Source organism: Bradyrhizobium sp. Rc2d (assembly GCF_900099855.1).
Taxonomy (GTDB): Bacteria; Pseudomonadota; Alphaproteobacteria; order Rhizobiales; family Xanthobacteraceae; genus Bradyrhizobium.
The window spans coordinates 273,753-299,138 of sequence record NZ_FNCU01000001.1; the positions used below are offsets into that span (position 1 = coordinate 273,753).

The 25,386-nt window shown below is 60.4% G+C and carries 22 protein-coding genes and 1 pseudogene; 12 read left to right on the forward strand and 11 right to left on the reverse strand.

Annotation, left to right across the window (positions count from 1 at the left end):
- Positions 1-99: 99 nt before the first annotated feature.
- The 9 genes from BLV07_RS01250 to BLV07_RS01295 all read left to right on the forward strand — a co-directional run bounded on the left by BLV07_RS01250 (position 100) and on the right by BLV07_RS01295 (position 7,910).
- Positions 100-1,002 (forward strand): ABC transporter permease, encoded by a 903-nt coding sequence (locus BLV07_RS01250; RefSeq protein ID WP_091878577.1) that lies wholly within the window; start codon positions 100-102, stop codon positions 1,000-1,002.
- A complete protein-coding gene (locus BLV07_RS01255; RefSeq protein WP_091878580.1) occupies positions 992-1,729 on the forward strand; it encodes an ABC transporter ATP-binding protein in 738 nt (245 codons plus the stop codon). Before BLV07_RS01250 ends, BLV07_RS01255 begins: the two co-directional genes overlap by 11 nt.
- A 52-nt stretch (positions 1,730-1,781) precedes the next feature.
- Entirely contained in the window at positions 1,782-2,903 is a 1,122-nt protein-coding gene (locus tag BLV07_RS01260) for an ABC transporter substrate-binding protein (protein WP_091878583.1), read from the forward strand.
- Between the two features lie 94 nt (positions 2,904-2,997).
- Entirely contained in the window at positions 2,998-3,981 is a 984-nt protein-coding gene (locus BLV07_RS01265; protein ID WP_091878586.1) for a TauD/TfdA dioxygenase family protein, read from the forward strand.
- 497 nt (positions 3,982-4,478) lie between these two features.
- Positions 4,479-4,679 (forward strand): hypothetical protein, encoded by a 201-nt coding sequence (locus BLV07_RS48515; protein WP_091878588.1) that lies wholly within the window; start codon positions 4,479-4,481, stop codon positions 4,677-4,679.
- A 245-nt stretch (positions 4,680-4,924) separates the two neighbouring features.
- The gene (gene tnpA, locus BLV07_RS01280; RefSeq protein ID WP_091878590.1) at positions 4,925-5,347 is read left to right on the forward strand and encodes an IS66-like element accessory protein TnpA; all 423 of its coding nucleotides are present in this window, start codon (positions 4,925-4,927) and stop codon (positions 5,345-5,347) included.
- Entirely contained in the window at positions 5,341-5,694 is a 354-nt protein-coding gene (gene tnpB / locus BLV07_RS01285; protein ID WP_091878593.1) for an IS66 family insertion sequence element accessory protein TnpB, read from the forward strand. The genes tnpA and tnpB overlap by 7 nt, the downstream gene beginning before the upstream one ends.
- Before the next feature lie 51 nt (positions 5,695-5,745).
- A complete protein-coding gene (gene tnpC, locus BLV07_RS01290; RefSeq protein ID WP_091878595.1) occupies positions 5,746-7,311 on the forward strand; it encodes an IS66 family transposase in 1,566 nt (521 codons plus the stop codon).
- On the forward strand, positions 7,308-7,910 hold the full coding sequence (locus BLV07_RS01295; RefSeq protein ID WP_091878597.1) for a plasmid pRiA4b ORF-3 family protein: 603 nt from the start codon (positions 7,308-7,310) through the stop codon (positions 7,908-7,910). Before tnpC ends, BLV07_RS01295 begins: the two co-directional genes overlap by 4 nt.
- 499 nt (positions 7,911-8,409) lie before the next feature.
- On the opposite strand, the gene BLV07_RS01305 is transcribed toward BLV07_RS01295, so the two are convergent.
- The 10 genes from BLV07_RS01305 to BLV07_RS01350 form a co-directional block, all read right to left on the reverse strand.
- On the reverse strand, positions 8,410-8,598 hold the full coding sequence (locus BLV07_RS01305; protein ID WP_091878600.1) for a hypothetical protein: 189 nt from the start codon (positions 8,596-8,598) through the stop codon (positions 8,410-8,412).
- Positions 8,599-9,009: 411 nt separating this feature from the next.
- The gene (locus BLV07_RS45790; protein ID WP_143035322.1) at positions 9,010-9,345 is read right to left on the reverse strand and encodes a hypothetical protein; all 336 of its coding nucleotides are present in this window, start codon (positions 9,343-9,345) and stop codon (positions 9,010-9,012) included.
- Between the two features lie 735 nt (positions 9,346-10,080).
- Positions 10,081-11,277: an acyl-CoA dehydrogenase family protein gene (locus tag BLV07_RS01310; protein ID WP_091878603.1), complete on the reverse strand. Its 1,197-nt coding sequence runs from the start codon at positions 11,275-11,277 to the stop codon at positions 10,081-10,083.
- A gap of 33 nt (positions 11,278-11,310) precedes the next feature.
- Complete coding sequence (locus BLV07_RS01315) at positions 11,311-12,114, reverse strand: ABC transporter ATP-binding protein (protein ID WP_091878606.1); 804 nt, start codon at positions 12,112-12,114, stop codon at positions 11,311-11,313.
- Positions 12,115-12,181: 67 nt separating this feature from the next.
- The gene (locus BLV07_RS01320; protein WP_091878609.1) at positions 12,182-13,510 is read right to left on the reverse strand and encodes an ABC transporter substrate-binding protein; all 1,329 of its coding nucleotides are present in this window, start codon (positions 13,508-13,510) and stop codon (positions 12,182-12,184) included.
- Between the two features lie 29 nt (positions 13,511-13,539).
- Complete coding sequence (locus BLV07_RS01325; RefSeq protein ID WP_091878612.1) at positions 13,540-14,598, reverse strand: branched-chain amino acid ABC transporter permease; 1,059 nt, start codon at positions 14,596-14,598, stop codon at positions 13,540-13,542.
- Positions 14,599-14,602: 4 nt separating this feature from the next.
- Positions 14,603-15,493: a branched-chain amino acid ABC transporter permease gene (locus BLV07_RS01330; RefSeq protein WP_091878615.1), complete on the reverse strand. Its 891-nt coding sequence runs from the start codon at positions 15,491-15,493 to the stop codon at positions 14,603-14,605.
- Positions 15,493-16,416: an ABC transporter ATP-binding protein gene (locus BLV07_RS01335; protein ID WP_091878618.1), complete on the reverse strand. Its 924-nt coding sequence runs from the start codon at positions 16,414-16,416 to the stop codon at positions 15,493-15,495. Before BLV07_RS01335 ends, BLV07_RS01330 begins: the two co-directional genes overlap by 1 nt.
- Before the next feature lie 17 nt (positions 16,417-16,433).
- A complete protein-coding gene (gene sfnG, locus BLV07_RS01340; protein WP_091878621.1) occupies positions 16,434-17,537 on the reverse strand; it encodes a dimethylsulfone monooxygenase SfnG in 1,104 nt (367 codons plus the stop codon).
- A 1,227-nt stretch (positions 17,538-18,764) separates the two neighbouring features.
- Positions 18,765-20,048 (reverse strand): cystathionine gamma-synthase family protein, encoded by a 1,284-nt coding sequence (locus BLV07_RS01350; RefSeq protein WP_091878624.1) that lies wholly within the window; start codon positions 20,046-20,048, stop codon positions 18,765-18,767.
- 408 nt (positions 20,049-20,456) lie between these two features.
- On the opposite strand from BLV07_RS01350, the pseudogene BLV07_RS01360 reads away from it, so the two are divergent.
- A pseudogene (locus tag BLV07_RS01360) lies at positions 20,457-21,487 on the forward strand (IS110 family RNA-guided transposase).
- Between the two features lie 269 nt (positions 21,488-21,756).
- Here BLV07_RS01360 and BLV07_RS49680 read toward each other — a convergent pair.
- Positions 21,757-21,891, reverse strand: a complete 135-nt coding sequence (locus tag BLV07_RS49680; protein ID WP_283806501.1) for a hypothetical protein — start codon at positions 21,889-21,891, stop codon at positions 21,757-21,759.
- A 1,190-nt stretch (positions 21,892-23,081) separates the two neighbouring features.
- Between BLV07_RS49680 and BLV07_RS01375 the strand changes: the two genes are divergently transcribed.
- Both BLV07_RS01375 and BLV07_RS01380 read left to right on the forward strand, forming a co-directional pair.
- Complete coding sequence (locus BLV07_RS01375; RefSeq protein ID WP_091878635.1) at positions 23,082-23,447, forward strand: Nif11-like leader peptide family natural product precursor; 366 nt, start codon at positions 23,082-23,084, stop codon at positions 23,445-23,447.
- 49 nt (positions 23,448-23,496) lie between these two features.
- Positions 23,497-25,029 (forward strand): radical SAM family RiPP maturation amino acid epimerase, encoded by a 1,533-nt coding sequence (locus BLV07_RS01380; RefSeq protein WP_244550935.1) that lies wholly within the window; start codon positions 23,497-23,499, stop codon positions 25,027-25,029.
- Positions 25,030-25,386: the final 357 nt, after the last annotated feature.

Below are 25,386 nucleotides of genomic sequence, written 5' to 3' on the forward strand. Positions count from 1 at the left end.
GTTGCTCTGTCAGCGCCTGAATACTCCCGAAGAGCGAGACCTATTCGCGCCATTGCGTAAGCAAGCGATGTGCGCACACCCAAAACTCAGAGCCGTCCGATGATGAGCGACATTACGCTAAATGCACCTGACGTTCCGCTCGATTCCCGTGTCAAACCTGCTTCCAGCATAGTGGCGCTAGACGCGGGACTTGATCTCATCGATCCGACGACGGAACCGATCGCCCCGTCAATCGATTCGAAAGCGCCGCGCTGGCTCCAACGACTCGCCGGGCCTGCCGTGATGCTTGTGCTGTGGGAATTATTGTCGTCGGCGGACATCTTTGACCCGCGCACCACGCCCAGCCCTCTGATGGTGGTAAAGACGTCGCTTGATCTTTTGGCTTCCAACGAGTTGCAGATGCACCTTTTGGCCTCGGTGCAGCGGGTTCTGCAGGGACTGGCTCTCGGACTAATTCTGGGGCTGATCAGCGCCACAGTCGCCGGCCTCACGCGGTGGGGCGAAAACCTGGTCGACACGAACATGGAAGTGCTGCGAGCGGTACCCAATTTTGCACTCTTACCCGTGCTGATCGCGTGGTTTGGAATTGGCGAAGAATCGAAAGTCACCCTGATCACTCTTGGCGTTTGGGTTGCGATCTACATCAATACCTACGGTGCCATCCGAAACGTCGATGCATCGCTGGTCGAAGCCGCCCGCACGTTTGGCGCCGGCCGGCGCGAGTTGATTACGGCAGTGATCCTCCCAGGAGCTCTTCCGGGATTTCTGGTCGGCCTACGTATCGCGCTGACCTCGGCATGGCTCGCATTGATTTTCGCTGAAACGATCAATGCGCCACTCGGACTTGGACGCATGATGAATGACGCGCGAGAGTATTTCCGGATCGACGTCATCTTCGTTCTGCTCAGCGTTTACGCCGTGCTCGGCTTGTTATCGCTGGCGCTCGTCCGCGTTCTTGAGAAACGCCTTCTGACCTGGCGGAGGGCGTTCGATGGCGCTTGAAGTCCTGGTCGCGTCGTCAGCCCCGGCGGGTAGAGCCGTCATAGTCTCGGGGCTCAACAAACGTTTCGATGTTCGCCCCGTCCTCGCCGACTTGTCTGTCGAATTGCAAGCGGGCGAGTTTGTCGCGCTTCTCGGTCGAAGCGGCTCCGGCAAAAGCACATTCTTGCGAGTGCTCGGCGCGCTTGACAAAGAGGTGGAAGGATACGTCCGGGTTCCGCGCCGTCGCGCAGTTGTTTTTCAGGATCCTCGGCTCATGCCCTGGCTGCCGATCTTACGCAATGTGACAATCGGCTTGCCGCAAACGGCTGCCGTCAAGGCAAATGCACTTCGCGCGCTCGCAGAGGTGAGGCTGGAGCACAAAGCGGACGCCTGGCCACGGACACTGTCAGGCGGCGAGGCACAGCGCGCTGCGTTGGCCCGCGCGATGGTGCGAGATCCGCAATTGCTTCTCCTGGATGAGCCGTTTGGCGCGCTAGATGCGCTGACCCGAATTCGTATGCACGCGCTTCTCCGGGACCTTTATCTTCGACATTCCCCCGCTGTGCTGCTGGTCACGCACGACGTCGATGAGGCCATCTCCCTCGCCAACAGGATTATCGTCCTCACAGACGGACGCATTTCCCTGAACATGCCCGTGGATATCGCGCCACCGCGGCAGCGCGACGATCGCGCCTTTGGCGCGTTGCGCCAGCGGCTGCTCGCGGAACTTGGCGTCGAGCGCGGATGATCCCGTGGGACGCACGGCCTCACACTCAGTTCGGATCGCAAGGAGAGTACCCATGCAGTTGCGTAATGGCGACCACGACGCGCGAAAACGGCGATCTGTCGCACCCTTAATGCTGCTGGGAGCAGCCAGCCTCGCCGCAGTCATGACGGCAGCTCCGGCAATATCTCAGGACACAGCGGATCTCCCAGCGCAACTCGCAGCCGCCGTGCCGCCACGGACCAAGCTCGTCGTCGCGGAGCAACAGAGTCAGGCGTCTGCGCCCTGGACGTTGTCCGGCGTGGATAGGGCACTCCCCTATGCCATCACATTCGCCAATTTCAACGGCGGCCCGGCTGTGCTGGAAGCGCTCATCTCCGGGGCCGTCGACATCGGTTATATCGGCGAGGCGCCACTGCCCATCGCGGTTGGCGCGGGTGTTCGAGACCTGGTTGCGATTGCGATCTATGCCAATCCCGGAAGCCCTGAGAATTACTACCTGGTCGCACAACCAGACAAAGGGATCAAGACAGTCGCGGACCTGAAAGGGAGGACGGTCGCATATCCTCCAGGTTCCGGCCGCCACATGGTACTGGCCAGCATTCTTCACAGCAACGGGCTGGACCTTGGCGCATCATCTGTGAGGGGCGTGCCGCTCGCCGGTACTGAAGTCGCGCCCAGTTTCGCGTCCCGGTCGGTGGACGCGGCTATCGTGCTTGGCGGCCAGTATTTCCGGATCGGCAAGCCACCGATTATCGCTGACGGTCGCGGGCATAATTGGGGTGTCAATGTCATACTGACTCGCAAGGCCCTGCTCGATGACCGCGCGAAAGCCCCCGCGATTGCCGACTTCGTGCGCCGCGCGGTGGCGTTCTACAATTGGCAGGATGTCAATCGCGATGCGTGGATACGCGCCAGTTATGTCAAGCAGGAGGGCCTGACTTTCGATCAGGGCAAGTGGCTAGACGATGCTGCAGGGCATGGCGCGTATTATCCTATCGATGCAAAGGCTGTTCGGGTCTTCCAGGAGATCTCCGACAGATTGTTTGCAACTGGAGCGCTGAAGCAGAAGATCGACATCGCGCCATATCTCGACGGCCGCTTCAATGCGATCATCGCCTGGCAGAACAACGCTGATAGCGTGACACCCCGTCCCCTTGAACAGCCGAAAGCTGCGGTTACCGGGGCCGACCAGTAATCCGCATTCTCGAATGGGAACGGCGCTAACGCCACCCGCGAGCTGATCCTACAGACCTACCGAAACGATCCATCCAGCAAAGGAGCTAGCAACTATGGTTAGATCAACACTCCATGAGTCGGCCTCGCGTGCATCGAATCTTCCGGCGACGGCGCCGCAAACGATCACGGTTCATCCGCTCACTGGCCACATCGGCGCGGAAATCGAAGGCGTCAACCTGAAAGAGCCGCTGCCCCCACCTGTGCTCGAAGAACTCAAGGCGGCGCTACTGAAATGGAAGGTGATCTTTTTCAGGGATCAGCCGCTGTCGCATGAGGAGCATATCGCGTTCGCAAGAGGATTCGGCGAGCCAACCGTTGGTCATCCCGTATTTGGCTTCGTCGAAGGGTATCCGCAGGTCTACTCTGTCGCGCGCGACCGCTTGAAATCCCGCGCTGAAGGAGAGCAAGTTATCCGCCCGTGGACCGGATTCCACACGGACGTCACTGCAGCTGTGAATCCGCCGGCGGCTTCCATCCTGCGGGGTGTGATTGTTCCACCCTATGGAGGCGATACGATCTGGACCAATCTCGCGGAGGCCTACAGGACGCTTTCGGCGCCGCTTCGTTCTTTTGTGGATACGCTACGCGGCGTTCATTCGTTCCGCCCTCCGGAAGGACAGACCGCTACCGCGGAGTTTGTTGAGAAGAACAAGCGTCGGCCGCTCGTAAGCGAGCATCCGCTGGTCCGAGTCATTCCTGAAACCGGTGAGCGGGTGTTGTTTGTCAGCCCAAGCTTCCTTAAATCGATCTCCGGCGTCAGCCCACGGGAGAGTCAGCATCTTCTTGAGCTGCTCTTCGAGCATGTAACGCGGCCCGAATTTACGGTCCGCTTCCGCTGGCATCCCAATAGCATCGCCTTCTGGGACAATCGGACGACGGCGCATTTGGCGCCGCGGGATATTTTCAGCCTCGACTTCGACCGACAGCTCTATCGGATCACATTGCGGGGCGACGTTCCTGTCGGCGTAGACGGAAAGCTATCTACTTCGATCGAGGGCGACCCGCTCGACGCCTATTCGCCCGAAAGCGTTCACTAGCAAGTTTCGGGGGAGCCGCGGGGTCAGTTGGCACTCTGACGAGCAGACCGATCCAGTCTTACATGAGCCGGGGCATTTGGCCCGGCTCATCCTTGCGGGCGTCAGAAGGGCCAGGAGCGCCTAGAGCTCCGCGGGGAAGAGCAACGCGACAGACTCGCCAACGCAACAGCATTCGGCGGCGACGAAATCTCGTCCGATTTGGTGAGAAATAACCTGGCGTACGGATCCGATGCGACGAGATTGGAGAAACGATCTATTTGCGACGGCGACGCCTTCCTACTGTAGAGCTGACCCCCGACTCGGCGTTGAACCTAGTCCGGCCGTCATTATGCGCACTGTACTGCGACATAGAGGTACGTCGCGACGCCTGCAAGGCGCGCGTTTTCTGACTATTGTCAAATCCAGGCGGAAATGTAGAATTTGGGAGTTTCTCTAACGCCCTTGAATTCGACATTGTACCGATTGCGATCCGATGGCTTTTTTTCCGGGGGGTCTCTATGTTTGATCCTGCTACGACTGCACTTATGCGGTCGGTCCTGGACGAAGTCTGCGAAACGGTTTCTCAAGCCGAGATAGGCGCCCGCGCACACGTAGCCTCGAAGATCCTGGAAGCCGCTAGCCGGGGCGAGACGTCCTCGGAAGGCCTAAGGCAGGTCGGCCGCAAGGCCCTCTCCGAAGCGCCGACGATGTGGCGCTAGGTCCCGAGCGGGGCTAAGGGTGAATTTCCAGGTTACGGTGATGAAGATACTGGTCAGCTATCCGAACGGCTTCGCCGTGATGGCCGACCTCAAGCGCGACATGGCAATTCTTGCAACAAGCGGGCGCGACTGGGCTGAGCGAACCAAGCGCTTGGGCGTAAGCGTGGCGTTGAGGCCCTTGAGAATTTTCGTACGCAATCGTGAGAGCGCCGCTAGAAGAGTCGTCTTCAGCAAGGGTGCTCACAATGGACGACCATTCGGACGACATAAGACGACCGTTGTCGTCGCGTATCGAAGTGTATGCTGGCTCAGGTCGCAAGCAGTGGCCGGATGATTTGAAGGCCCAGATCGTCGCTGAAAGCCTTGAGCCAGGCGCGATGGTAACGGATGTTGCACGCCACCATGGCTGCCGGCCGCAGCAGGTGCATGACTGGCGGCGCCGGGCGCGTTTAGGTCAATTGGTGCTGCCGGCTCCGGCGGATACGTTATCGTTCGTGCCTTTAGTGTCGGAATCATCGCCACCGGCGGTCGCGGAGTCCTCCCGATCACCGGATGCCGCCGTCGTGACGGTTGAGTTCCAGGGCGCGCGCGTGGAGGTGCGCGGGACGCCTGGCCTTGCTGTGTTGAGTGATGTGTTCTTGGCGCTTCGACGGACACGTTCATGCTGACGCCGCCCGCGAGCCTCATGATTTACGTGGCGACGCAACCTGTGGACTTCAGAAAAGGTGCGGAGGGCTTGGCGCTGTTGGCGAAGGAGACGCTGGGCCATGACCCGATGAAGGGCGTGGCGGTGGTGTTCCGTGCGAAGCGCGCCGATCGGGTGAAGATTGTCGTCTGGGATGGCAGCGGCCTTGTGATGTATTGGAAGCGGCTCGATGGCAGCGGCTTCAAATGGCCACCCATCGTGGCCGGTGTGATGCGGATGAATGCCGCGCAGCTGTCCGCGCTTCTGGCCGGCATGGATTGGACGCGGATGCACGCGCCTCGGATTCTGCAGCCGAAAGCGCTTGCGTAACGATACAAATCTTCGCTGCATCGTGACGCGAAGCATGGCAGAGTTGGGCCAATGAGTGATTTGCCTGACGAGCTGCCGAGCGATCCCGCCGAGTTGCGTGTCTTTGCCGCGGCTCTGCTGGATCGCTGCGCCCGGCTCGAGCGGTTGCTCAAGCTTGCAAAAGATGCGCAGTTCGGTCGGTCCTCGGAGAAGCTGGACGCTGATCAGCTGCAGCTTGTTCTGGAGGACATCGAAGAGGCCGTCGCGGCCCTCGAAGCAGCCGAGGATCGCGCCAATCCCAGAATCTGCGAGAGGAGGACGGCCGAGCGCAGGACCAACCGCGGTCAGCTGCCGGAGCATTTGCCGCGCATCATCGAGACCCTGATGCCCGCTGCAACCTGCTGCCCCTCCTGCAAAGGCGATCTCGTCGAGATTGGCCGCGATGAGAGTCAGAGACTCGACGTCGTTCCGGCGCAGTATCGCGTCATCGTCACCCGCCGGCCCAAGCTGGCCTGCCGCGCCTGTCACGGCGTCGTCCTCCAGCACGCTGCTCCCGAGCGATTGATCAGGGGTGGATTGCCCACTGAGCGGCTTGTCGCGCATGTGATCGACGCCAAGTATCATTGGCATTTGCCGCTTTACCGCCAGGCACAGATGCTGGCGACGCACGGTATCGCCATGGACCGTTCCACGCTCGCCTTCTGGGTCGGCTATGCCGCCCAGGAATTGAAACCCTTGTGGCATCGTCTGCGCGAGCTTCTGCTCACCTCCTCGAAGCTCTGTGTCGATGAGACCCCCGCACCGGTGTTGGATCCGGGACGCGGCAGGACAAAAACCGGCTACTTCTGGGCGCTATCGCGCGATGACAGGCCCTGGGCCGGACCTGACCCACCTGGCGTGGTCTATGCCTATGCACCGGGCCGTGGGGCCGTTCATGGCTTGCGCTTGCTCGAGGGCTATCGCGGCATCATCCACTGCGACGGCTATCAGGCTTACAAGACCATGATCCGAGAGACGCGTGCGGACGCCCTGTCCGGGACGCTCGCCTTCTGCTGGTCACATCTGAGGCGCCAGTTTGTGAAGATCGAGCGCGAGGCTGCTCCGGCGCCAGCTCCGGTTGCCCGCGAGGCTCTTAAGCGCATCGCCCAGCTTTACGCGGTCGAGAAAGCGCTCCGCGGCCGATCGGATGCCGAGCGCCGTGCTGGCAGGCAGGCGCATGCCAGACCTCTGGCTATAGCCTTGAAGCAGTGGTTTGAGGCCAAGCTTGATCACCTTGCACAGAAGAGCGACACGGCGAAGGCCTTGCGTTACGCGCTGCGTCATTGGGACGGCCTGACGCTCTACCTTGATGACGGGCGCATCGAGATGGACACAAATGCTGTTGAGCGTGCGATGCGGCCGATCAAGCTCAACGCCAAGAACTCCCTTTTTGCCGGTTGCGACGAGGGTGCCGAGAATTGGGCAGTTCTGGCTTCGTTAATCGAGACCTGTAAGCTCAATGGCGTCAGTGCCGAGCACTGGCTCGCTGATGTTCTTGCGAAGCTCGTCAATGGTTGGCCTGCGGCGCGACTGGACGAACTGCTCCCTTGGGCGTCGATCTACACGATGCATGCACACGATCCGAGGCTGGCGGCATGAGCCTGAATACGACCGCGGTCCGGATCAAGGTGACCCTCAAGGACGTGAAACCGGAGGTGATGCGATGCCTTGTCGTGCCGCTCACGCTGCGCCTTGATCGGCTGCATCTGACGCTTCAGGCGGCGTTTGGCTGGACGAATAGCCATCTCTTCGAGTTCCTGGCTGGTGACGGCCGTTGGGGTATCCCTGATCCCGATGGAGATTTTGGCCCTCAGCCCATTGATGCTCGCAAGACGCGGCTCTCCAATATCGTTCAAGAGACCGGCGCGAAGACGATCCATTATCTCTACGACTTCGGCGACAGTTGGGATCACGTGATCAAGCTCGAAAAGTGGTTCGACAACACGACAACGGAGGGACTTCCCCTCTTGCTCGAGGCCACCGGCCGTTGTCCTCCGGAAGATGTCGGCGGTGCGTCAGGCTACGCCGAATACCTCGATGCCATCAGCGACCCCACCCATCCGGAGCACGAACAAATGCGCCTCTGGGGCCCGGAGCGGTTCGATCCCAACGTCGTCGACCGGAGGGCGATCGAGGCCGCCGTCAACGCATTGTCGGAAATATGGAAGCCGCGCCGGCGCACCATGCGCTCAAAATAGACGTCAAGCGCCAATCAAATGGGCCTCAGAGCTGCGCTTACGCTTGGGCGCGCGCGTGCCGGACCTGGACATCTTCTCGCAAGCGCTCGTCGAGCGCCTGAACGGCGGGTGGCGCATCACGCAAAAGGGGCGCGCGGTGCTCGAGTTTATGGAAGCTCGGCCTTGTGATCCGGAGCCTGTTGCTAAAGAAGCACCGTTGGACCAGCCCGGCCCCTTAGCGCCGGAGTTGCGGCTCCCGCCTCAAAGGGGGCAGCGGCGTCGCGAACGACGGCAGCGCCGGCGGATCGCCCGTGAGGGAGTCCGGGCGAACGCATCATGAGAGCACCTCTGCAACCCGCGAAGATTCAGGCCGCTCGGTCTTCAGAGTTGCGCTAGGATCCTCCGACACCTCGCCGAACCTCCAAATCACCTTTTCTGCATGCGTCCGTTAGGATTTGCCAGGGTAAACCTCGCGGGATCGCTTTCTCGTCGATCGAGTAGGACATGGGTGCTAGAAATACTAATCCAGCATCCACAGTGCCTGAGCCATTTCGGCGCCCAGCTCCGGCCAGTAGATCATCGCTGCCAGCGACAGCAGTAATCCCAATCCCGAAAAGAGCACGATCAACTTAAGGGTCTCGATATCAGTTTGGGTCTGACTGGAACCTACAGAGGAGGCTCTTGCAAGGGCCGGCAACTTTTCGTTCATCCAATAGTCTCCAGCAAATGTCAGAACGCGCGGCGCCGGGGTGATATGATTGGCGATGTCAGTCTACGGCGAAAGAGCCAGGCCTGCTTACTTCGCCTCGACCACGCTTCTGCAAGCACCGCTTGAGCCACGCTCCCAAGTCAGCTGAACGACGAAGATGTGCCTTAGATAAAACCTCAACGAGGTCGTCGGGTCTTTTGTAATCGCGCACGGGTCTCTCTCCGAATGGCATTATGAAAAGGGACGATGAAAAAGCCGATCGACCATCATCTACCGCGGCTAGGCTTTCGAATGGATCATCGCTCGGCCACGCCTTTTTCGCAGTGTACGGCAAACCAGAATCGCGTCCGATCGGCGCACCTTCGTGGCTAAGGCCACATGATGTGCTTTCGCCTTATCTCCTCCATTCGATCAGTGGGCTACTTTCCAATCGTCTTCGGCCAGCCCGATATCGATTCTCAAGCGGTCACGTATGGGAAATCCATCGATCCGTCTGCAATTGTCCATGGTTGCATCATGTAATCCAGACAGGAAAATTGCGGCGAGCCGGCAAGGATTCAATATCGCAGCTCCCGAGAAGTAGGCGTCACTGCTTGCGTGGTCTATCGGAGAACCAATTTCCTTTTCCAAATCGCAAATCCTTGATTTCAATTCTGCCGTTCTGATTAAAATACGGCCGAACGCGCCGTTGTGTTGTTCGATTGGCCTGTCACATACCGTATAGAACGCCACGAGGGTGAACAGCAAAGTTCTTCGCTATCATATCATGAACGTTGAAGGCCAGCTCGTCGCGCCGGATCGGGTCCACGGCGCTCGGCGTTGGTTACGCAGTCGCTGGCTACGCACGTTCAATCACGTAAGCCTAAATCGCACCTGACCGAAGCATCTGCAGGCGGCGCACGGTCCGCCTTTCTGCACTTAGCGCTATAGTTTGCAGAAATGCTGCGCAGGCGCGCAGAGAACGCACGATGCTAATGAAAGCGCGATTCTAGTCTCACGCTCACGATCGGAGGGGATCGGCTGCAATCGCGGGCGATCGTGCGAGACGGCTTCAGTGGGCGTATCCACATGCTGCGCGCCTCGTCGTGTCCGTTTCGTACAGAACTTGCGCGCCGGATCAGAATGTTCCCTCCGAACACCATGCGCGCTAGCGAGCGGATATCAATTTGCTAAATTGGCTGCACCAAAACGACTGGCGCTATAACTGCATAGCGCAGGCACTCTGCGGCGGCTTGGCCGGACTAGGCCGCGGTGCATTCATAATTGGATTGACCCAAGTTGAACAGGCGGCAACCTCGTCGTAGCGCGTTGCAACTCGACGACAATGCTTGATTCTGTCCGACCGTCGCGTCGCTCTCCACTCCCGATCTCCCACGCATAGACAGGCGATCCGTCTGTCTACGAGATCTATGCCGAGCGGCCGAGTGGTCGAGAACGCGTTTGCGAGGCAAGCGAATGCACTCCTTAGCCGAAGCGTCCCACCTATTCTCCGCCCTCATAGAACAGCTCGAGCGGCAATCCGACCAGCGATTTTCCGATCCAGTCCCGCGCGATCACATTGGAGGGACCCATGGCTATGGCGGCGCGAGCGTCCCGAAACGACCGTTCGATCGGCCCACGTCGATAGCCGTAACCGCCGGTCACGGTCAGCGCCGCGGCGGCCGCCTTGTTGGCAACCTCTGCGGCATGAACCTTGAATTCCGTGAGGGGAATCAGAATCTCGCTCTGCGGCTTGCCCGCGCGCCACAGCTCATCCAGCTTGGCGGCGAGTTCGTTGCGCCACGGACGCAAGGTCTCCACGAGCACCTTTGCGGCACCGAGTTCCTGACGAATCGCCTGATAATCCGACAAGCTCTTGTTCTTGTCCTTGTGAACGAAGCTTGAGGTGTGCGCGACCGCCGCATCGAGCGCGCCACGCGCCACCCCTTCCCACACCGCGCCGAGACCGATCAGGTAAACCGGAGAGACGCCGTCATAGATGATCTCCTTGCCCTGTCCCTCGGCGCCCAGCCGGTCGCGGCTCGGGACCTTGACGCCCTTATAGCGGATCGGACCGGAGTGATTTCCCCGTACTCCAAGCGCCTCCCACGGGCCGGCTTCGATTCCAGGCGCCTTGCCGTCAACGATGAAGAACGAGATGTCGGTCTGGTCCTTGGCCCCGGGAGAGCGCGTCTGCACCACGTAAAAATCGGCCTGACCGGAACTCGTCGTGAAGGACTTCTCCGCATTGATGATGTAGTTCTGGCCGTCGCGCGCAGCTTCCGAGAAATTGTACCACCAATGTCCGCCGGAGGCTCGCTCGCTGGTCGAATAGGTGCCAAGCAGCGTGCCACCTTTTGCCTTCAGCCAGCGCTCCTTCTGGTCGTCATTGCCGAACAGGTTGATAGTCTGCGCCGCACCGACATGCATGACATAGACGAGGCCTGTCGAAGCATCATGCCGGCCGATCCGATAGGCCGCCTCCGCGAAGTCGGCATGGCTCAGTCCAAGCCCGCCGAAACGCGGCTCATTGAGAACCCCGGTCCAGCCGGCCGCCGCCAGCGCATGCAGATTCTCCCTCGGAAAACGGCCTTCGATGTCGTTTCGCTCGGAATGGAGCTTGACAGTGCTCTCGATGGCAGCATCGAGGCGGGAGTAGACGTCGTCCTGTGCAGCCCGCGCGAGATTGTCCTTGCTCATGGGTATTCTCCTCTGTCTGTCCGATGAAACTGTTCAAGCCGCATGATCGGCCGGCGATGGGCGGCGTAACGCAGCAACATGTGATGCGCTCTCCTCGGGACTTCCGAGATAGAGCGCCTTTATTTCGGCGCGGCCGCGCAAGTTCGCGGCGTCGCCTGCCAGCACCGTCGATCCGCCGTCGAGGACGGTGGCACGGTGGGCGTAACGCAGCGCCACAGTCGAGTTTTGCTCGGCGACCAGGATCGACAATCCCTCCTCACCGTTGAGCCGCTTCAAGGTGCTGAAGATCGTCTCGACAACGAGCGGAGCTAGGCCCATCGAGGGCTCGTCCAGCAGCAACAGGCGTGGGCGCGCCATCAAGGCTCGGCCGATCGCCGTCATCTGCTGCTCGCCGCCCGAGGTGAGGCCAGAGGCGGACCGTCGGCGCTCTTTCAGGCCCGGAAATAACGCGTAGACGCGCTCCAGTTCTGCCGCGATCGCACGCCGCGACAATCCGCCTCCAATGCCGCCGGCAACGAGGTTCTCCTCGACGGTGAGCGCACGAAAGCAGTGGCGGCCTTCCAGCACCGGAACCAGACCCAGACGAACCAGTTCGGCCGAGGCGAGCGCGGCGGCATCGTGCCCGTCGAACAAGATGCGGCCACGGGCGAGCTGGCCACGCTCGGCATGCAACAGATTGGAGACCGCCTTCAGCGTCGTCGACTTACCCGCACCATTGGCGCCAAGCAGCGCAACGATCTCGCCTCGTCGCACCGTGAGCGAGACGTCCGACAGTGCGCGAATGGCATGGTTGTAGGTCGCGGCCAGACCTTCAAGCACAAGAAGATGATCGCTCATTGCGATGCTCCGGATTTTTGTTGGACGGGAGCGGGCTTTGCCCGCTCCCAAGCCGTCTCGAATACCGTTACTGGCCGACTGGCGTGTCGTCGGAGGTGCGGATCTTGATGTTGTGCTCAGCGGCGTAGGCCGCCGACGATTTCTCGATGATTGGGCGCAGGAACGCCCAGTCGGGTGCGATCCAATCCGACACCACCTTCCACTTGGTGCCGTCCCACTGCTGGAAGGTCACGCGACCATCACCCTCGTGATTGTCCCAGGTCACATTGATGGAATGGAACAGGCCCTTGGCGCCCAGCGCCTCGACGCGCGCCGGGTCGAGCTGCAGATGTTCGAAGCCCCAGCGTACCTCGTCGCCGGTCAGCGTCCGCTTGCCGAATTTCTGCTGCGCGATCCGGATCGCTTCGACATTGAGAATGCCGTTAACGATGCCGAGGTTGTGATAGACGCTGCCGATGCGCTTTTTGTCGTCGAGATTGCCCTTGCCTGCTCCGTAGACGGTCTTGATGACCTCCTGCAGCACCGGGTATTCGGCGCCGGATGCCTGCGTCGTGATCGCAACATAGCCCTTGGCCGCATCACCGGCGGGAATGACGTCCTCTTCCGAATTCGACCAGACATTACCGATGATGTGATCGACCGGGAAGCCAACCTTCTGGGCCGTCTTCAGCGCCACGGGATTCATCACACCCCAACCGCGCAGCACCACATAGTCCGGCTTGGCGCGCCGGATCGACAGCCACTGCGACTGCTGTTCATTGCCAGGATGCGGCACCTCGATCTGCTCAAGGGAGAAGCTGTACTTGTCGGCGAGCAGCTTGTAGATCGGGATCGTCTCCTTGCCGTAAGGCGAGCCGTGATAGAGCACGACGATCTTCTTGCCTTTGAGCTTATCGGCACCGCCCTCGCGCGAGGCGATGTAGTTCACGATACCGGACGTCTCGCTGTAAGGATTGAGCAGCAGGGGGAACACATAAGGAAATACCCGGCCATCGGTCGAATCAGTCCGCCCGTGGTTGATGGTGATTAGCGGCACTTTGTCCTTGCTGATGCGATCGATCATCGCATAGGCGATGCCGACAGAAAGCGGATTCCAGGCCGCAACCCCGGGGTGGCTTTTCAACCGCTCATAGACTTCGACACCGCGCTCGACCTCATACTGCGTCTCACCCTCCTCCCAGGTCAGCTTAACGCCATTGACGCCGCCATCGCGGATATTGATCAGGTTGAGATAGTCGATGAAGCCGCCGAAGAACCCGGTGCCGCCGGCCGCGTACGGACCGACCCGGTAGCTCTGTAACGGGAAGAACTGCTCATCGGCCTGGGCCGGCAGCGCAGCACTGAGGCCAATGGCGGCGGCGAGCGCCGCAGCACGAAGGGATCTTGGTAAACGCATGGCATTTGTCCTTTGGTTCGAGAGGCTTTTCAAGGCAGGGTGGAGCGAGAAAGCGGACCAGAAAACCGGCGCAGGATCGGTTCTGCGAGGCGATCGACCAGCGCGATCAAGCCGCGCGGTTCCGCGATCAACAGGCCAATGATGAGCGCGCCGATAACGATGCGCTGGCTCATCTCGAGCACGCCGGAATCAAAGACGTCGCCGAGAAGCGCGGCGCCAAGGCGCGAGAGCAAGAGCGGAAACACGACCATGAATGCCGCACCGAGAAACGCCCCACGGATCGAGGCAAGTCCGCCGATGATGATGATGAAGAGGATCTCGAACGAACGATCCAGGTTGAAGCCGGCGGGCTCCACGGTGCGCAAGTAGGCAAATGCCCATAGCACTCCTGCGATTCCGATGATGAACGACGAGACGCCGAACGCGAGCAGCTTGGTGCGCAATAGTGGCACGCCGATCACCTTGGCCGCCGTCTCATGGTCGCGCAGCGCAATGAAATTCCGCCCGACCTGTGAGCGCAGCAGACGGATGGCGAGCAGCGTCGCGATGACGACGACCGTCAGGGAAAAGAGGTAGCGCCCGACCGCGCCCGAGAAGCTAATGCCAGCCACCGCCAACGGCGGAGCATCGATCACGCCAGACGGATTGTCGTTGGAAAACCAGCCGAACTTGGTGAGGGCCCACTGCACGAAGAACTGTGCCGCAAGCGTCGAGACCGCGAGGTAGAAACCGCGCAGCCTAAGGCTCGGCAGGCCGAAAACGATCCCAACCGCCGCGGCCACAAGGCCCGCAGCCACAAGGCTCACCAGGAACGGCACGTCGTGCAGACGCAGGTTGAAATTGTAGGCGGCGTAGGCACCGACCGCGAGAAACGCGGCCGACCCGAGCGAGACCTGGCCGGCATAACCGGTGAGCAGATTGAGTCCTAACGCGGCCAGCGCGAGCGCAAGGAACGGCGTCAGCACGGCATCGAGCAGGTAATCGGAGCCAGCGAACGGAACGACGCCATAGGCTAAGATCAGAAGAACTGCCGGACCGAGATGATTGGGAAGCCAGCCGGCGGCAATCGAGCGAGCAGGTCTCGTCATCAGATCAGACCCTTTCCACCAATTTCTGGCCGAACAGCCCGGAAGGACGGACCAGCAGGAAGCCGAGCGCCACCACATAGGCGGCCCAGGCCTCAATGCCGCCGCCGAACAAGGGCCCGACGTAGACCTCAGCCAGTTTCTCGATCGCGCCGATCAGGAGGCCTCCAACGATTGCTCCCGCGACCGAGTCGAATCCGCCGAGCACGAGCACTGGCAGTGCCTTGAGTACGACGAGCGACAGGGAGAACTGCACGCCCAGGCGAGCCCCCCACAACAGACCGGCGACAAGCGCGACGATGCCCGCCGCGGTCCATACCGCCGCCCAGACGCGCGACAGCCGTAACCCCACCGCAAGGGCAGCGAACTGATCATCGGCGACGGCGCGGAACGCGAGGCCTGTTCGGGTGTAACGGAAGAACAGCGCAAAGGCTGTGACCAGCGCGCCCGCGATTGCCGCTGCGAACAGGTCGAACTGACTGATCAGAACGCTGCCGACCTCGAAGGGAACATCGTCGATACCAAGATCGAGTCCGTGAACCTGCGTACCCCACAACAGCTGCGCGGCTCCCTCGATCACATAGGACAGGCCGAGCGTCGCCATGAACAACGTCATCGGCGACTGGTTGACGAGTGGCCGCAACACCGTGCGCTCGACGGTGATGCCAAGCACGACCATAATCACCAACGTGGCGGAGAGGGCCAACCAGAACGGCACGCCCCGCTCGACCAGGTTCACGAACGTGAGCGCCGCGAACAAGAGCATCGCGCCTTGCGCGAAGTTCAGGACGCCGGACGTCTTGTAGATCAGCACGAACCCGATCGCGACCAGTGAGTACATGACGCCGGACAACAGCCCGCCGACGAGAACCTCAATAAAGAACTGGTAGTCGAACATCAGATCACGAGCTCCGCCTCACCCTCATGGGCAACGCCAAGGTAGGCGTCGATCACCGCCTGGTCGGAGCGCACCTCTTCCGGGGTGCCGTCGGCGATCTTGCGGCCGTAGTCGAGGACCGCGATCCGGTCGGACAAGCCCATGACGACGCCAATGTCGTGCTCGATCAGCATGATGGTGGTGCCATAGGCATCGCGTGCATTCCGCACATGTGCCGCAAGTTCCTGCTTCTCGCCGAGGGTGACACCGGCAAGCGGCTCATCCAGCAGCAACAGCTGCGGCCGTGCGACCAGCGCTCTGGCGAGCTCCACCCGCTTCTGGATACCGTAAGGGAGACCGCCGGCAAGCTGGTGCTTGACAGCATCAAGATGCAGAAACGCGATCAGCTCCTCAGCGGCGGTGCGGGCCTCGGCTTCCTCGCGGCGCGCTTGCGGCGTCGACAGCATCTGCCGAACGAAACCGGCCTGCCTGCAGTGCACGAGGCCCATGATGACGTTGTCGAGCACCGGCAGGCCCTTGAACAGTGCAAGGTTCTGGAATGTGCGCGCCACGCCGTGGGCTGCAAGGCGCGCTGTCGGCACATGCGTGAATCGTTCACTCCCGAGCCGCACCACGCCGTGGTCGGGACGATAGAGCCCGCTAACTACGTTGAGCAGCGAGCTTTTGCCGGCACCGTTGGGACCGATGATGGCGCGGATCTCGCCATTCGCGACCGCCAAATCGATAGCATCCAGCGCGGTAACGCCGCCAAAGCCGAGCGAAATGCCCTCAAGGCGTAGCACGGGCACGGCGGCGCCGGAAACCAGCGCCGCCGCCTCGTCCGCGGAAGGCCCGCCGCCCGTCTCCAGCGCGGCCCCGGCGGCACGCTCTTGCGCGCGCGCCAAGATCAGGGCGTGGCCCCCCGATGTCGCAACCAGGCTCATATGCCGCCCCGTCCCGGCTATTCCGCCGCCTGGACGTGCGGCGCGCTCTGGGCCTCCAGCTCGCGCACCAGCGGGATCACGTGCTTGCCAAAATACTCGACCTCTTCCTGGAAGTGCAGGAAGCCGAGCAGGATCAGGCCGGCGCCGGCGTGTTTGAGCTCGATGATGCGTTCAGCGACCTGCGCTGGCGTTCCGATCAGATTCGAGCGGAAGCCATCATTGTACTGCACGAGGTCCTGGAAGGTCGACTTGGCCCAATTGCCCTCACGCTCGGGGCTCGCATTGCCGGCGTTCTGGACCTCTTGGTGGAAGCCGTGCACCGCTTCGGGGATCGCCTTATCAAGGATCTCCTGCAGGACGTCCTTGGCTTCCTTTTCCGTCTGCCGGACGATGCCGAATGCGTTGATGCCGATCTTGGTGCGCCAGCTCTTGCCGAAGGTCTTTTCCTTGGCCCTGATATCGTCGACCTGAGCTTTCAAGCCATCAGGCGTATTGCCATTGGTGAAATACCAGTCAGAGACGCGGGCAGCCATGTCACGAGCGGCACGCGAGGAGCCGCCCTGGAAAATCTCCGGCAACGGGTCGAGCGGCTTCGGCTTTAATGAATACTCATTGAATCGATAGAAGTCGCCCTTGAGCGTGAAGTCTTCTTCGGTCCAGATACCGCGCAACGCGCTGATAAACTCCTCGGAGCGGCGGTAGCGCTCGTCGTGGTCGAGCCAGGGCTCGCCGATAGCGTGGAATTCACCGCGAAACCAGCCCGAGACAATGTTGACAGCGACCCGCGCATTGGTGAGTTGACTGATCGTTGCGATCTGCTTTGCGGCAAGAGCTGGATTCCAGGGCCCGGGAAGGAGCGCGGCGATCACCTTGAGCTTTTCGGTCGCGGCGAGCAGCGCGTGCGAGAAGGCGACGGATTCATGCTGTTTGTCCGCGCCATAACCTGCGGTGAACCGAATCTGGCTCAAAGCATAATCGAAGCCAGACTTTTCTGCGATCTGGGCAAGCTTCCGGTTGTAGTCGATACCCCAGCTGGTGCGCTGCTCGATCGAGGATATGACAAGGCCGCCGGAGACGTTCGGGACCCAGTAGGCGAACCTGATGGGAGTGTTCGTGGTCATGCTGTTACCTCACGTAATTGGCTTGTGATGAACGGTCGGCTGAGTTTGAAGCAGGCAGCACATGGCAATCCCCCTGCTCCAGACGAGCGAGGGCGCAATTGCTAGGGTCGGATGCCAGGCTACGAGGGCGAGATGTATTCGCGATCTGCGGCGTCACCGCAGGAGCGCGGGATTTAGATCGTCAACAGAGTGACGCGCGCATGCCCCAACAGGACATCGCCAGTGCACAAAAACTTCCCGCCTCACCGACGAGAGCATTGCAAATCATCAGCGTTCCCCTCTCTCAATCACCATCGATTGACGATCAATACTCTCAGAGAAGAAACGAGCTTACGAGTCTAAGACAAACTCTTTTTCATCGCGTCTGAGAAACTCGTTTTTCTAGATTCTCAACAAACGGCTCGTTTGTTGCGGCGTGCCTAAAAACTCTTACTCACACAGACGTTCGCGAGACGACGACTCAAGAAAGCGTCAATAGGTATCTCTTTCACGAGACTGCTGCCGCAAGACAATTTTCTACTAGGGCGACGTACGACCACAAAGAGCGCCATCGGGGTTGAGCACCCGCAGGCACTCGACCATGAAGCATGAGCTCGGGGGCGTGACGTTCACTCGGGAGGCTTAATATCATCGGGCCCATTAAAGAAGTTGTGTAGTCTGCCATTCGTGTTGCAAGGAGATGATACAGAGCGAAATGCGTCGGGCTCGTTCTTTGAAAACGGCTTGAAGTTTAGTCGTCCGTTCTTTAATCGCGGGCACGGTGTCAACCCCGATAGGGGTGTGCGAGCGCTGGGTGCTATCCGTACTTCCGTGTGCCTCGAAGCTGGCGCGTAGCTGTCGGCGTAACTGTGTTGAAGATGGGAGTTGGCCTCCCGGAGCCGGCCCGCAGGGGCAGGCTTCAAACCAATCCAGGCTGCTGCGTTTAAGAGACGGGGTTGTGAGCGGCTGAACTGCTTCAACTAGATGCAAAGCAGGAGCACGGTGATCGCCGTCGGGCACGGGATCGGGCGGCAATTGCGAGTTGGTTTCGTTCGTTGGCCCACGGGTCGCGCCGTCTCCGAATGGCTCGAAATCGAGTGAGATTAACGGCCTGCTTCCCTGCTGAACGCATCCAGCAAGGGCTATTACGTTTGCCTCGTGCGACAGCTTTCTAGCGCGCAGAGCAATGAGGCCGCCGCGGCGATCATGTCAGCGTGCCGCGCGTCCAATGCGCTGTGATCCCCCCGCTCAAGCCGCGTTCAGCGCCTGCGCGAGGTCCGCGATCAGATCGGACGGGTTCTCGATCCCGATCGACAGCCGGATGGTGGAATCGAGCACGCCGATCTTTTGGCGGATGTCGGCGGGAACGCCGGAATGGGTCATGGTCGCGGGCAGGCTCGCGAGCGACTCGGTGCCGCCGAGGCTCACCGCCAGCTTGAGGATTTGCAGCGCATTGAGGAATTTCACCGCCGCCTCCTTGCCGCCGACGATGTCGAACGAGAAGGTCGATCCCGCGCCCAGGCATTGCCGCGCGAATACACGGCCCGAGGGCGAGGCCTCCTCGTGATGACCGAGATAGTGAACCCTGGCGACCTTGGGGTGGTCGCGCAGATAGCTCGCCACCAGGCGCGCATTCGCATCGGCCTTTTCCATGCGCAGGCTCAGCGTCTCGAGCGAGCGGCTGATCATCCAGCACGAATGCGGATCGAGCTGGGTGCCGATAGCGCCGCGCAGCGCCTTGATGCCCTTCATGATCGCCTTCGATCCGAGCGCGGCGCCCGCGATCAGGTCGGAGTGGCCGCCGACATATTTCGTCAGCGAATACAGCGACAGGTCCGCGCCGTGCTCGATCGGCCGCTGAAACACCGGGCCGAGCAGCGTGTTGTCGCAGGCGATGATCGGCGTGTGTCCCTGCGCCTTGCCGATAGAATCGGCGATGCGGCGGATCATCGCGATGTCGACGAGGCCGTTGGTCGGATTGGCCGGGGTCTCGATCAGGATCATCGAAACCCGCCCCTTCCCCGTCGCCTCATCCGCGGCCTGCCTGACCGAGGCTTCATCGATGCCGTCGGCAAAGCCGACCGCGCCGATCGACAGGCGCGCCAGCGTGTTCGTCAGCAGCGTCTCCGTGCCGCCATAGAGCGGCTGGGAGTGCAGGATGACGTCGCCGGGCCGGACGAAGGCGAGAATCGTGGTCGCGATCGCCGCCATGCCCGAGGAGAACAGCGCACAGCTGTCGGTGCGCTCGTAGACCGCGAGCCTGTCCTCGACGATCTCGCTATTGGGGTGATTGAAGCGCGAATAGACTAGGCCCGCGCCCATGCCTTCCGGCGGCTCGCGGCGGCCGGCGACGTAATCGAAGAAGTCCTGACCGTCTTCGGCTGACTTGAACACGAAGGTCGAGGTCAGGAACACCGGAGGCTTGATGGCACCCTCCGACAATTGCGGATCATAGCCATAGGTCAGCATCAGGGTTTCCGGATGCAGCATATGGTTGCCGATATGGGTCTTCGACGGGAACGGTTTTACCATGGCTGCCTCGTCAGTGGGCCCACGTCCCGTTCGGCAGCCCAATTTTCAACCGTCTGGTCTTTGTCGTCCTCCGCATGAGCTGAATCTGCCGCGTCATAGCCTGTCAGCACTCGGTCCCACTGCGCCCCGGCCTCGTTTTCCTGCCCCTCTCGCTCGTTCGCAGAGATCCCATCGCCGCGCAGAATCTGTCCTGCCTCAAAAGGATCCATTCCATACTCCCTTGCCAGGACTGAGTAGACTCGGTCCACTACGATACGTTGTAACCTCTGAAGCACTTACCTGTCGGTAAGCTGACGAAGAAGCTTACGACTATCCACATTATTGATGGTGTAGAACGGCCCTTCGAACCGGCATCAAAAGTGCCTAACGTGGTCGCTTAGAGAGGCGCCACAAAGGAAGGACCGTTCCATGGAGAAGATTATCACAGTGGGGTTGGATTTGGCCAAGTCGATCTTTCAAGTTCACGGCATCGCCGAAGACGGGGAAGTCTTGGTTCGCCGCACGTTGCGACGATCGCAGGTGCTGCCCTTCTTTCGAGGACTCCCCGCCTGCTTGGTAGGCATGGAGGCTTGTGCGAGTGCCCATCACTGGGCGCGCGAGATCGCGGCACTGGGCCACTCGGTCCGCATGATGCCGCCAGCCTACGTGAGCCCTACGTCAAACGAAACAAGACCGACGTGGCAGATGCCGAAGCCATTTGCGAGGCGGTCACCCGCCCGACAATGCGGTTCGTACCGGTGAAGACTGCCGAACAACAAGCAGCCGGCATGATTTTGCGAACGCGAGAGATGCTGATGAGGCAACGCAGCCAGACCGCAAATGCCCTGCGCGCTCATATGGCCGAATTGGGCATCATCGCGGGGACAGGCATGGCAAGCATCGCGAAACTCCTGGTGCTTCTCCGGGACGAGAAAGACAACAGGATCCCCGGCGCCGCCCGCTTTGCCCTGATCCAATTCGCTGAACAGATTGAGCTACTTACAACCCGCATAGAGAAGCTCGACAGAGAGATTTTGGTTGCCGTCAGAAAGGACCCCGATGCGAGGCGTCTGATGAGCATTCCGGGTGTCGGTCCTCTCATCGCCGCTACCGTTCGGACATCGGTCTTGGATGCTCGCGGGTTTGCGACTGCACGAGATTTTGCAGCTTGGACGGGGCTAACACCGAGGGCACAGTCGAGCGGCGGGAAAGAAAGGCTCGGGGCGATATCAAAGCGTGGAAATCGGCAACTACGGACGCTCTTGATCGTTGGTGCGACCTCTATCATCAAGCTTGCTAAACGCGGCTTGAAAGTCCCGCTCTGGATTCGGACCATGCTGCAAAGACGGCCGGTCAAGGTCGTATCGGTGGCGCTCGCCAATAAGATTGCGCGCACCATCTGGGCGTTGCTAGTCAGGGGCGGCATCTATCAGGCGCCGGCCGCAATGCTGAAATCCTAATCTTAAGAGCTCTCCGGCGGAACAAGAAAGCTGCCGAGGAGGCAAGGTGCAAATCTGGATGAACCCCGAATGACGACACTCCCGGTCGCAATCAGACCGCCTGACTCACTGCGCTTCGAGCGCGAGAAATTGATTGGGCGATTGCTTCCGCGGATACCATCGTGGCCAGCGGCCCGGTGCCGCATTCACAGGCCGAACATATGACCGCACCCGTCATCCCTTGTTCAACCAGAGAAAGATCTTGCAGCCCGGGCCGTTCCACATATGAGTCAGAGTTTCGTTCCCGTTGCGATATCGATGAATCGCGATAGTCCGCGCCACATGATCAGATTCCCTGGTGGCGCATCGTTGGCGCGGACGAGATAGCCGCCGAGCCTGGCGATCTTGATGAGATAATGCGACAATGTCTTTCGTTGGGTGCTGACTCGATTCTTGTCTTTGACGAGCCGATCAAGCAATTGGAGGTTTACGAGGACCGCTGAATAGCACGGAAGCAGATCTTCCAGCTTGATCCTGTGGAGCGCGTCGCTTGGAGCGAGATTCTTCCTAGTGACGAGCGCTAGGAAGCCTGCCTCGTCTGCGGTACGCTGGAACGCCCCGGTATTGTGCTGGGAATACTTACACGCTCGGATTGGGATCGCCCCCCACCCGGACGCTGGCGCTCCCGGCGACGACGCTTGCTACCCGAACTGTCCCCTCAAAGGCGCTTTGCGCGCTGAGGTGATGGCTGGCATGCTCACTGAATCTTTTCGCTATTCGTTTGTTGGCGGTCAACCGATATCGCTTATGACGCGGAAGAAGTTGTAGTTTAAGCCGTCATTGCAGCGGATGACCCGCTCAGCGAGTCGCTGCACGCCGCTAAAGGCGAGCGACTATACGCCCGAGTCGAAGTCATTCTCGACACGCGTGGGCAAACGCTTGTTCGCGGCTCCCCGCCCCTCCTCCAAGTTTAGACTAGCGCAATCCACCGCAAGCGAGGCTCTCGTGGTCCAACCGGAACTACCCACGCTGACATCGTTCTCTCGCGATCGAGGCGCATTGGGTCACGCGTTGTGATTGCTCTCGAGAACGTCGTCGTTCAAGGTTCATCCAGATTAGCACCTGGCCTCGGGTGGAGTGTTCCTTCGATCAAGATTTCAACATTGCCGCCGGGCCTGCTAAATGCCGCGCCTTGACGAGCAAGGCCTAGATGATGCGTGCAACATTTGTTGGCGAGTGCCACGGATACGACCATGATCGGTCGTCTTTGCAGTCCGACTCCAGAGCAGAGCATTCAAGCCTCATCAAGCAACTTGATGATCAAGGTCGCACTAACGATCAGCAACGTCCGAAGTCGTCGATTCCCGCGTTTTGATATCGCCCCAAGCCGCTGCGTTTGCATACTGACAACGAAAACTTCGTCCCGCGTAGTGGGCCGATTGTCAGTTCGGCAACAAAATGTCACTAAGTGGACGATACGCACGGTCAGAAAAAGCGAAAATCAGCAATCTTCAATTCGGCACGCCGCTTGCCTAGTTCACAGCGTCGGCACCGATCGCTTGTGAGCCCGTGATGGATGATCTGGCGACTTTGAGCAAAGGCAGGGAGACTGGCTGTGTCGCGAACTGACGTAGAGCGATTCGTCAACGATCTCGCGAACGAGGGTGGTCTGCTTGAACGCATAAAACCAGCTGCTACCGGCCTTGCATCGATTGTCGCGATCGGAAAGAGCCTCGGTTACAGCTTCACACTTGATGAAGCTAAAAGTTGCATTCGAGCCCGACAGAAGTTGACGACTAAACGGCTCGCCGGTGGCACTTTTTATTCGAGTGACACGATCTCGACCAGCGCTGTGCAGGCCCTTGCAGAGGTGGCCACGAGCGGCGCGCAAGCCGCGGAAGCGGCCTCTGACCACGCCACGGCAATTGAGCCCGTTGCAGTTGTGGTGGTTGTTATTGTTGCTGTCGCGGCCGAGGTCTGACCTGCCCTTCGCTCTGACCGCATCGGCTGGTTGCTCAAGGAGGCGATGAATGACACACGCTGCCGCCGAGCACTACCGACAGATTTTTGACCGGCGCACCCCGGAGCAACTGCACACCCTGTCGCACCTCAAACGCTTCATGGAGCGGTTAGTCGGTGACGTGGAGTTCCGCAGGGCGCTTGCTGAGGCAATCGCCACCCCTCGAGCGGTAACAGAGCGGTACGGCATCAAAGTGGATCCAATGGAGGTGCTACCGCTCTGGCGCGGTGGCTACCAACAATACCGCTTCAAGCCGGTGTCTGCGCCGTGGCCGCTGGCTGTGATGTGGGATGAGTATCTCCGCGAGATGATGCGTCATCGCGACCTCTTGCGCGACGAAGGCGCGATGTCAACGATCAATCCTCGCTTTCATGCTTGGCGCGAGCGGCAAATCCGGCGCTGCAATGACCAATTGGGCGTGTCGGCGGCGTCGCTCACGCACCCCATAATCGCTTTCGAGCTAAGCGAAGGCTGCACCGTCGGCTGTTGGTTCTGCGGCCTCTCGGCCGATCGCTTCAAAGGCTATTACGACTATAGCAAAGAGCATGCCGCGCTTTGGCGGGGCGTGGTTGGTGTCGCGAGCGAAATGTTTGGTTCGGCAGTCCGCACGGGCTTCTGCTACTGGGCCACAGATCCTATGGACAACCCACACTACGACCGCTTTCTGTTCGACTACTATCAGATTACGGGCGCGTTACCGCAAACAACAACGGCAGCCCCACTCAAGGATCGGGCACTCACCAGGCGCGTGCTCGGGCTCTTCAATCTATATCGCACGACGACGAATCGTTTTTCCGTGCTAAGCACGGCACATCTCAATCAGATTCACACGGCATTTTCGCCTGAGGAGTTGCTAGGAGTCGAACTCATCCTGCAGGGCAACGAGGCGCTGACGGCAAAGGCCATGGCCGGGCGCGCACGCGAGCGGAAGGAGAAGCTAAGGGGCGCTAACAAGGACGGTGCAATCGCCTCTCTGGAACGCAGTCACACGACAATCGCCTGTGTTTCCGGCTTCCTCGTGAATATGCGACAGGGGCGTTTACGACTGGTGACGCCGGTGCCGGGTAGCGAGCGCTGGCCTCTCGGGTACCGCATCCTGGGCGAACGCTTCTTCAGCACGCCTGACGGGTTCCGGGGCGGGCTGCAGAGCATGATCGAACAGCATATGCTCGAGAGCCCAGCCCATGATCTACCAATCCGCTTCCGCAGGGACCTGCAATTCAAGGCAGGGAGCCGCTACTTTCATCTTCGCTCACGCAACATGGAACACCGCGTGCTCGACGACATCGCCCCGATTTCCGTTGGCCGTTTGATCGCGGACGGCAACTGCACAATGTCGGAGCTGGTTATTCGGGTCGCAGCTGACGGAAAAACCCTTCTTGGGGTCGCCGACTTGCTCGATCAGTTGTACATGGCCGGCCTGATCGAAGAAGACATCGACGATCGCTTCATCTGGCAGACCGGTGACTGGACGCCGAGCCGCATCGAAGGAGTCAAACACGCGGGCTCCCGCACGGGTGCAGATTGTGCCGATTCGCATTGAGGTACTACTTAGCCTGAAGCAACGGCAGCATCCCACCATCCAACAGTGCTGAGCGCGATGACAAGCCGCTCCGCATCCACGGTCCGTGGCTTCATGGCGTGCACACCCGACGTGACCACAGAAGCCCAGCGGCCTTCCGCGCTTGTGGCTTCGAGCCAAGCCCTCATTTGCGTGCATCAGCGGTGCACGACTGGACGCACGCTGTTCAGTCAAGAAATGGCTTGCCCCGTCCAGTCGTCCATCAAATGGTTCTGCCAGACGACAGTGCCGCTGGTTCCGGAGAGGTCGTCGCTTTTGTGGCGCGCCACTGCAACTTGCACTCGCGGTAATCCCTGGTAGCGAACGACGACGCACCTG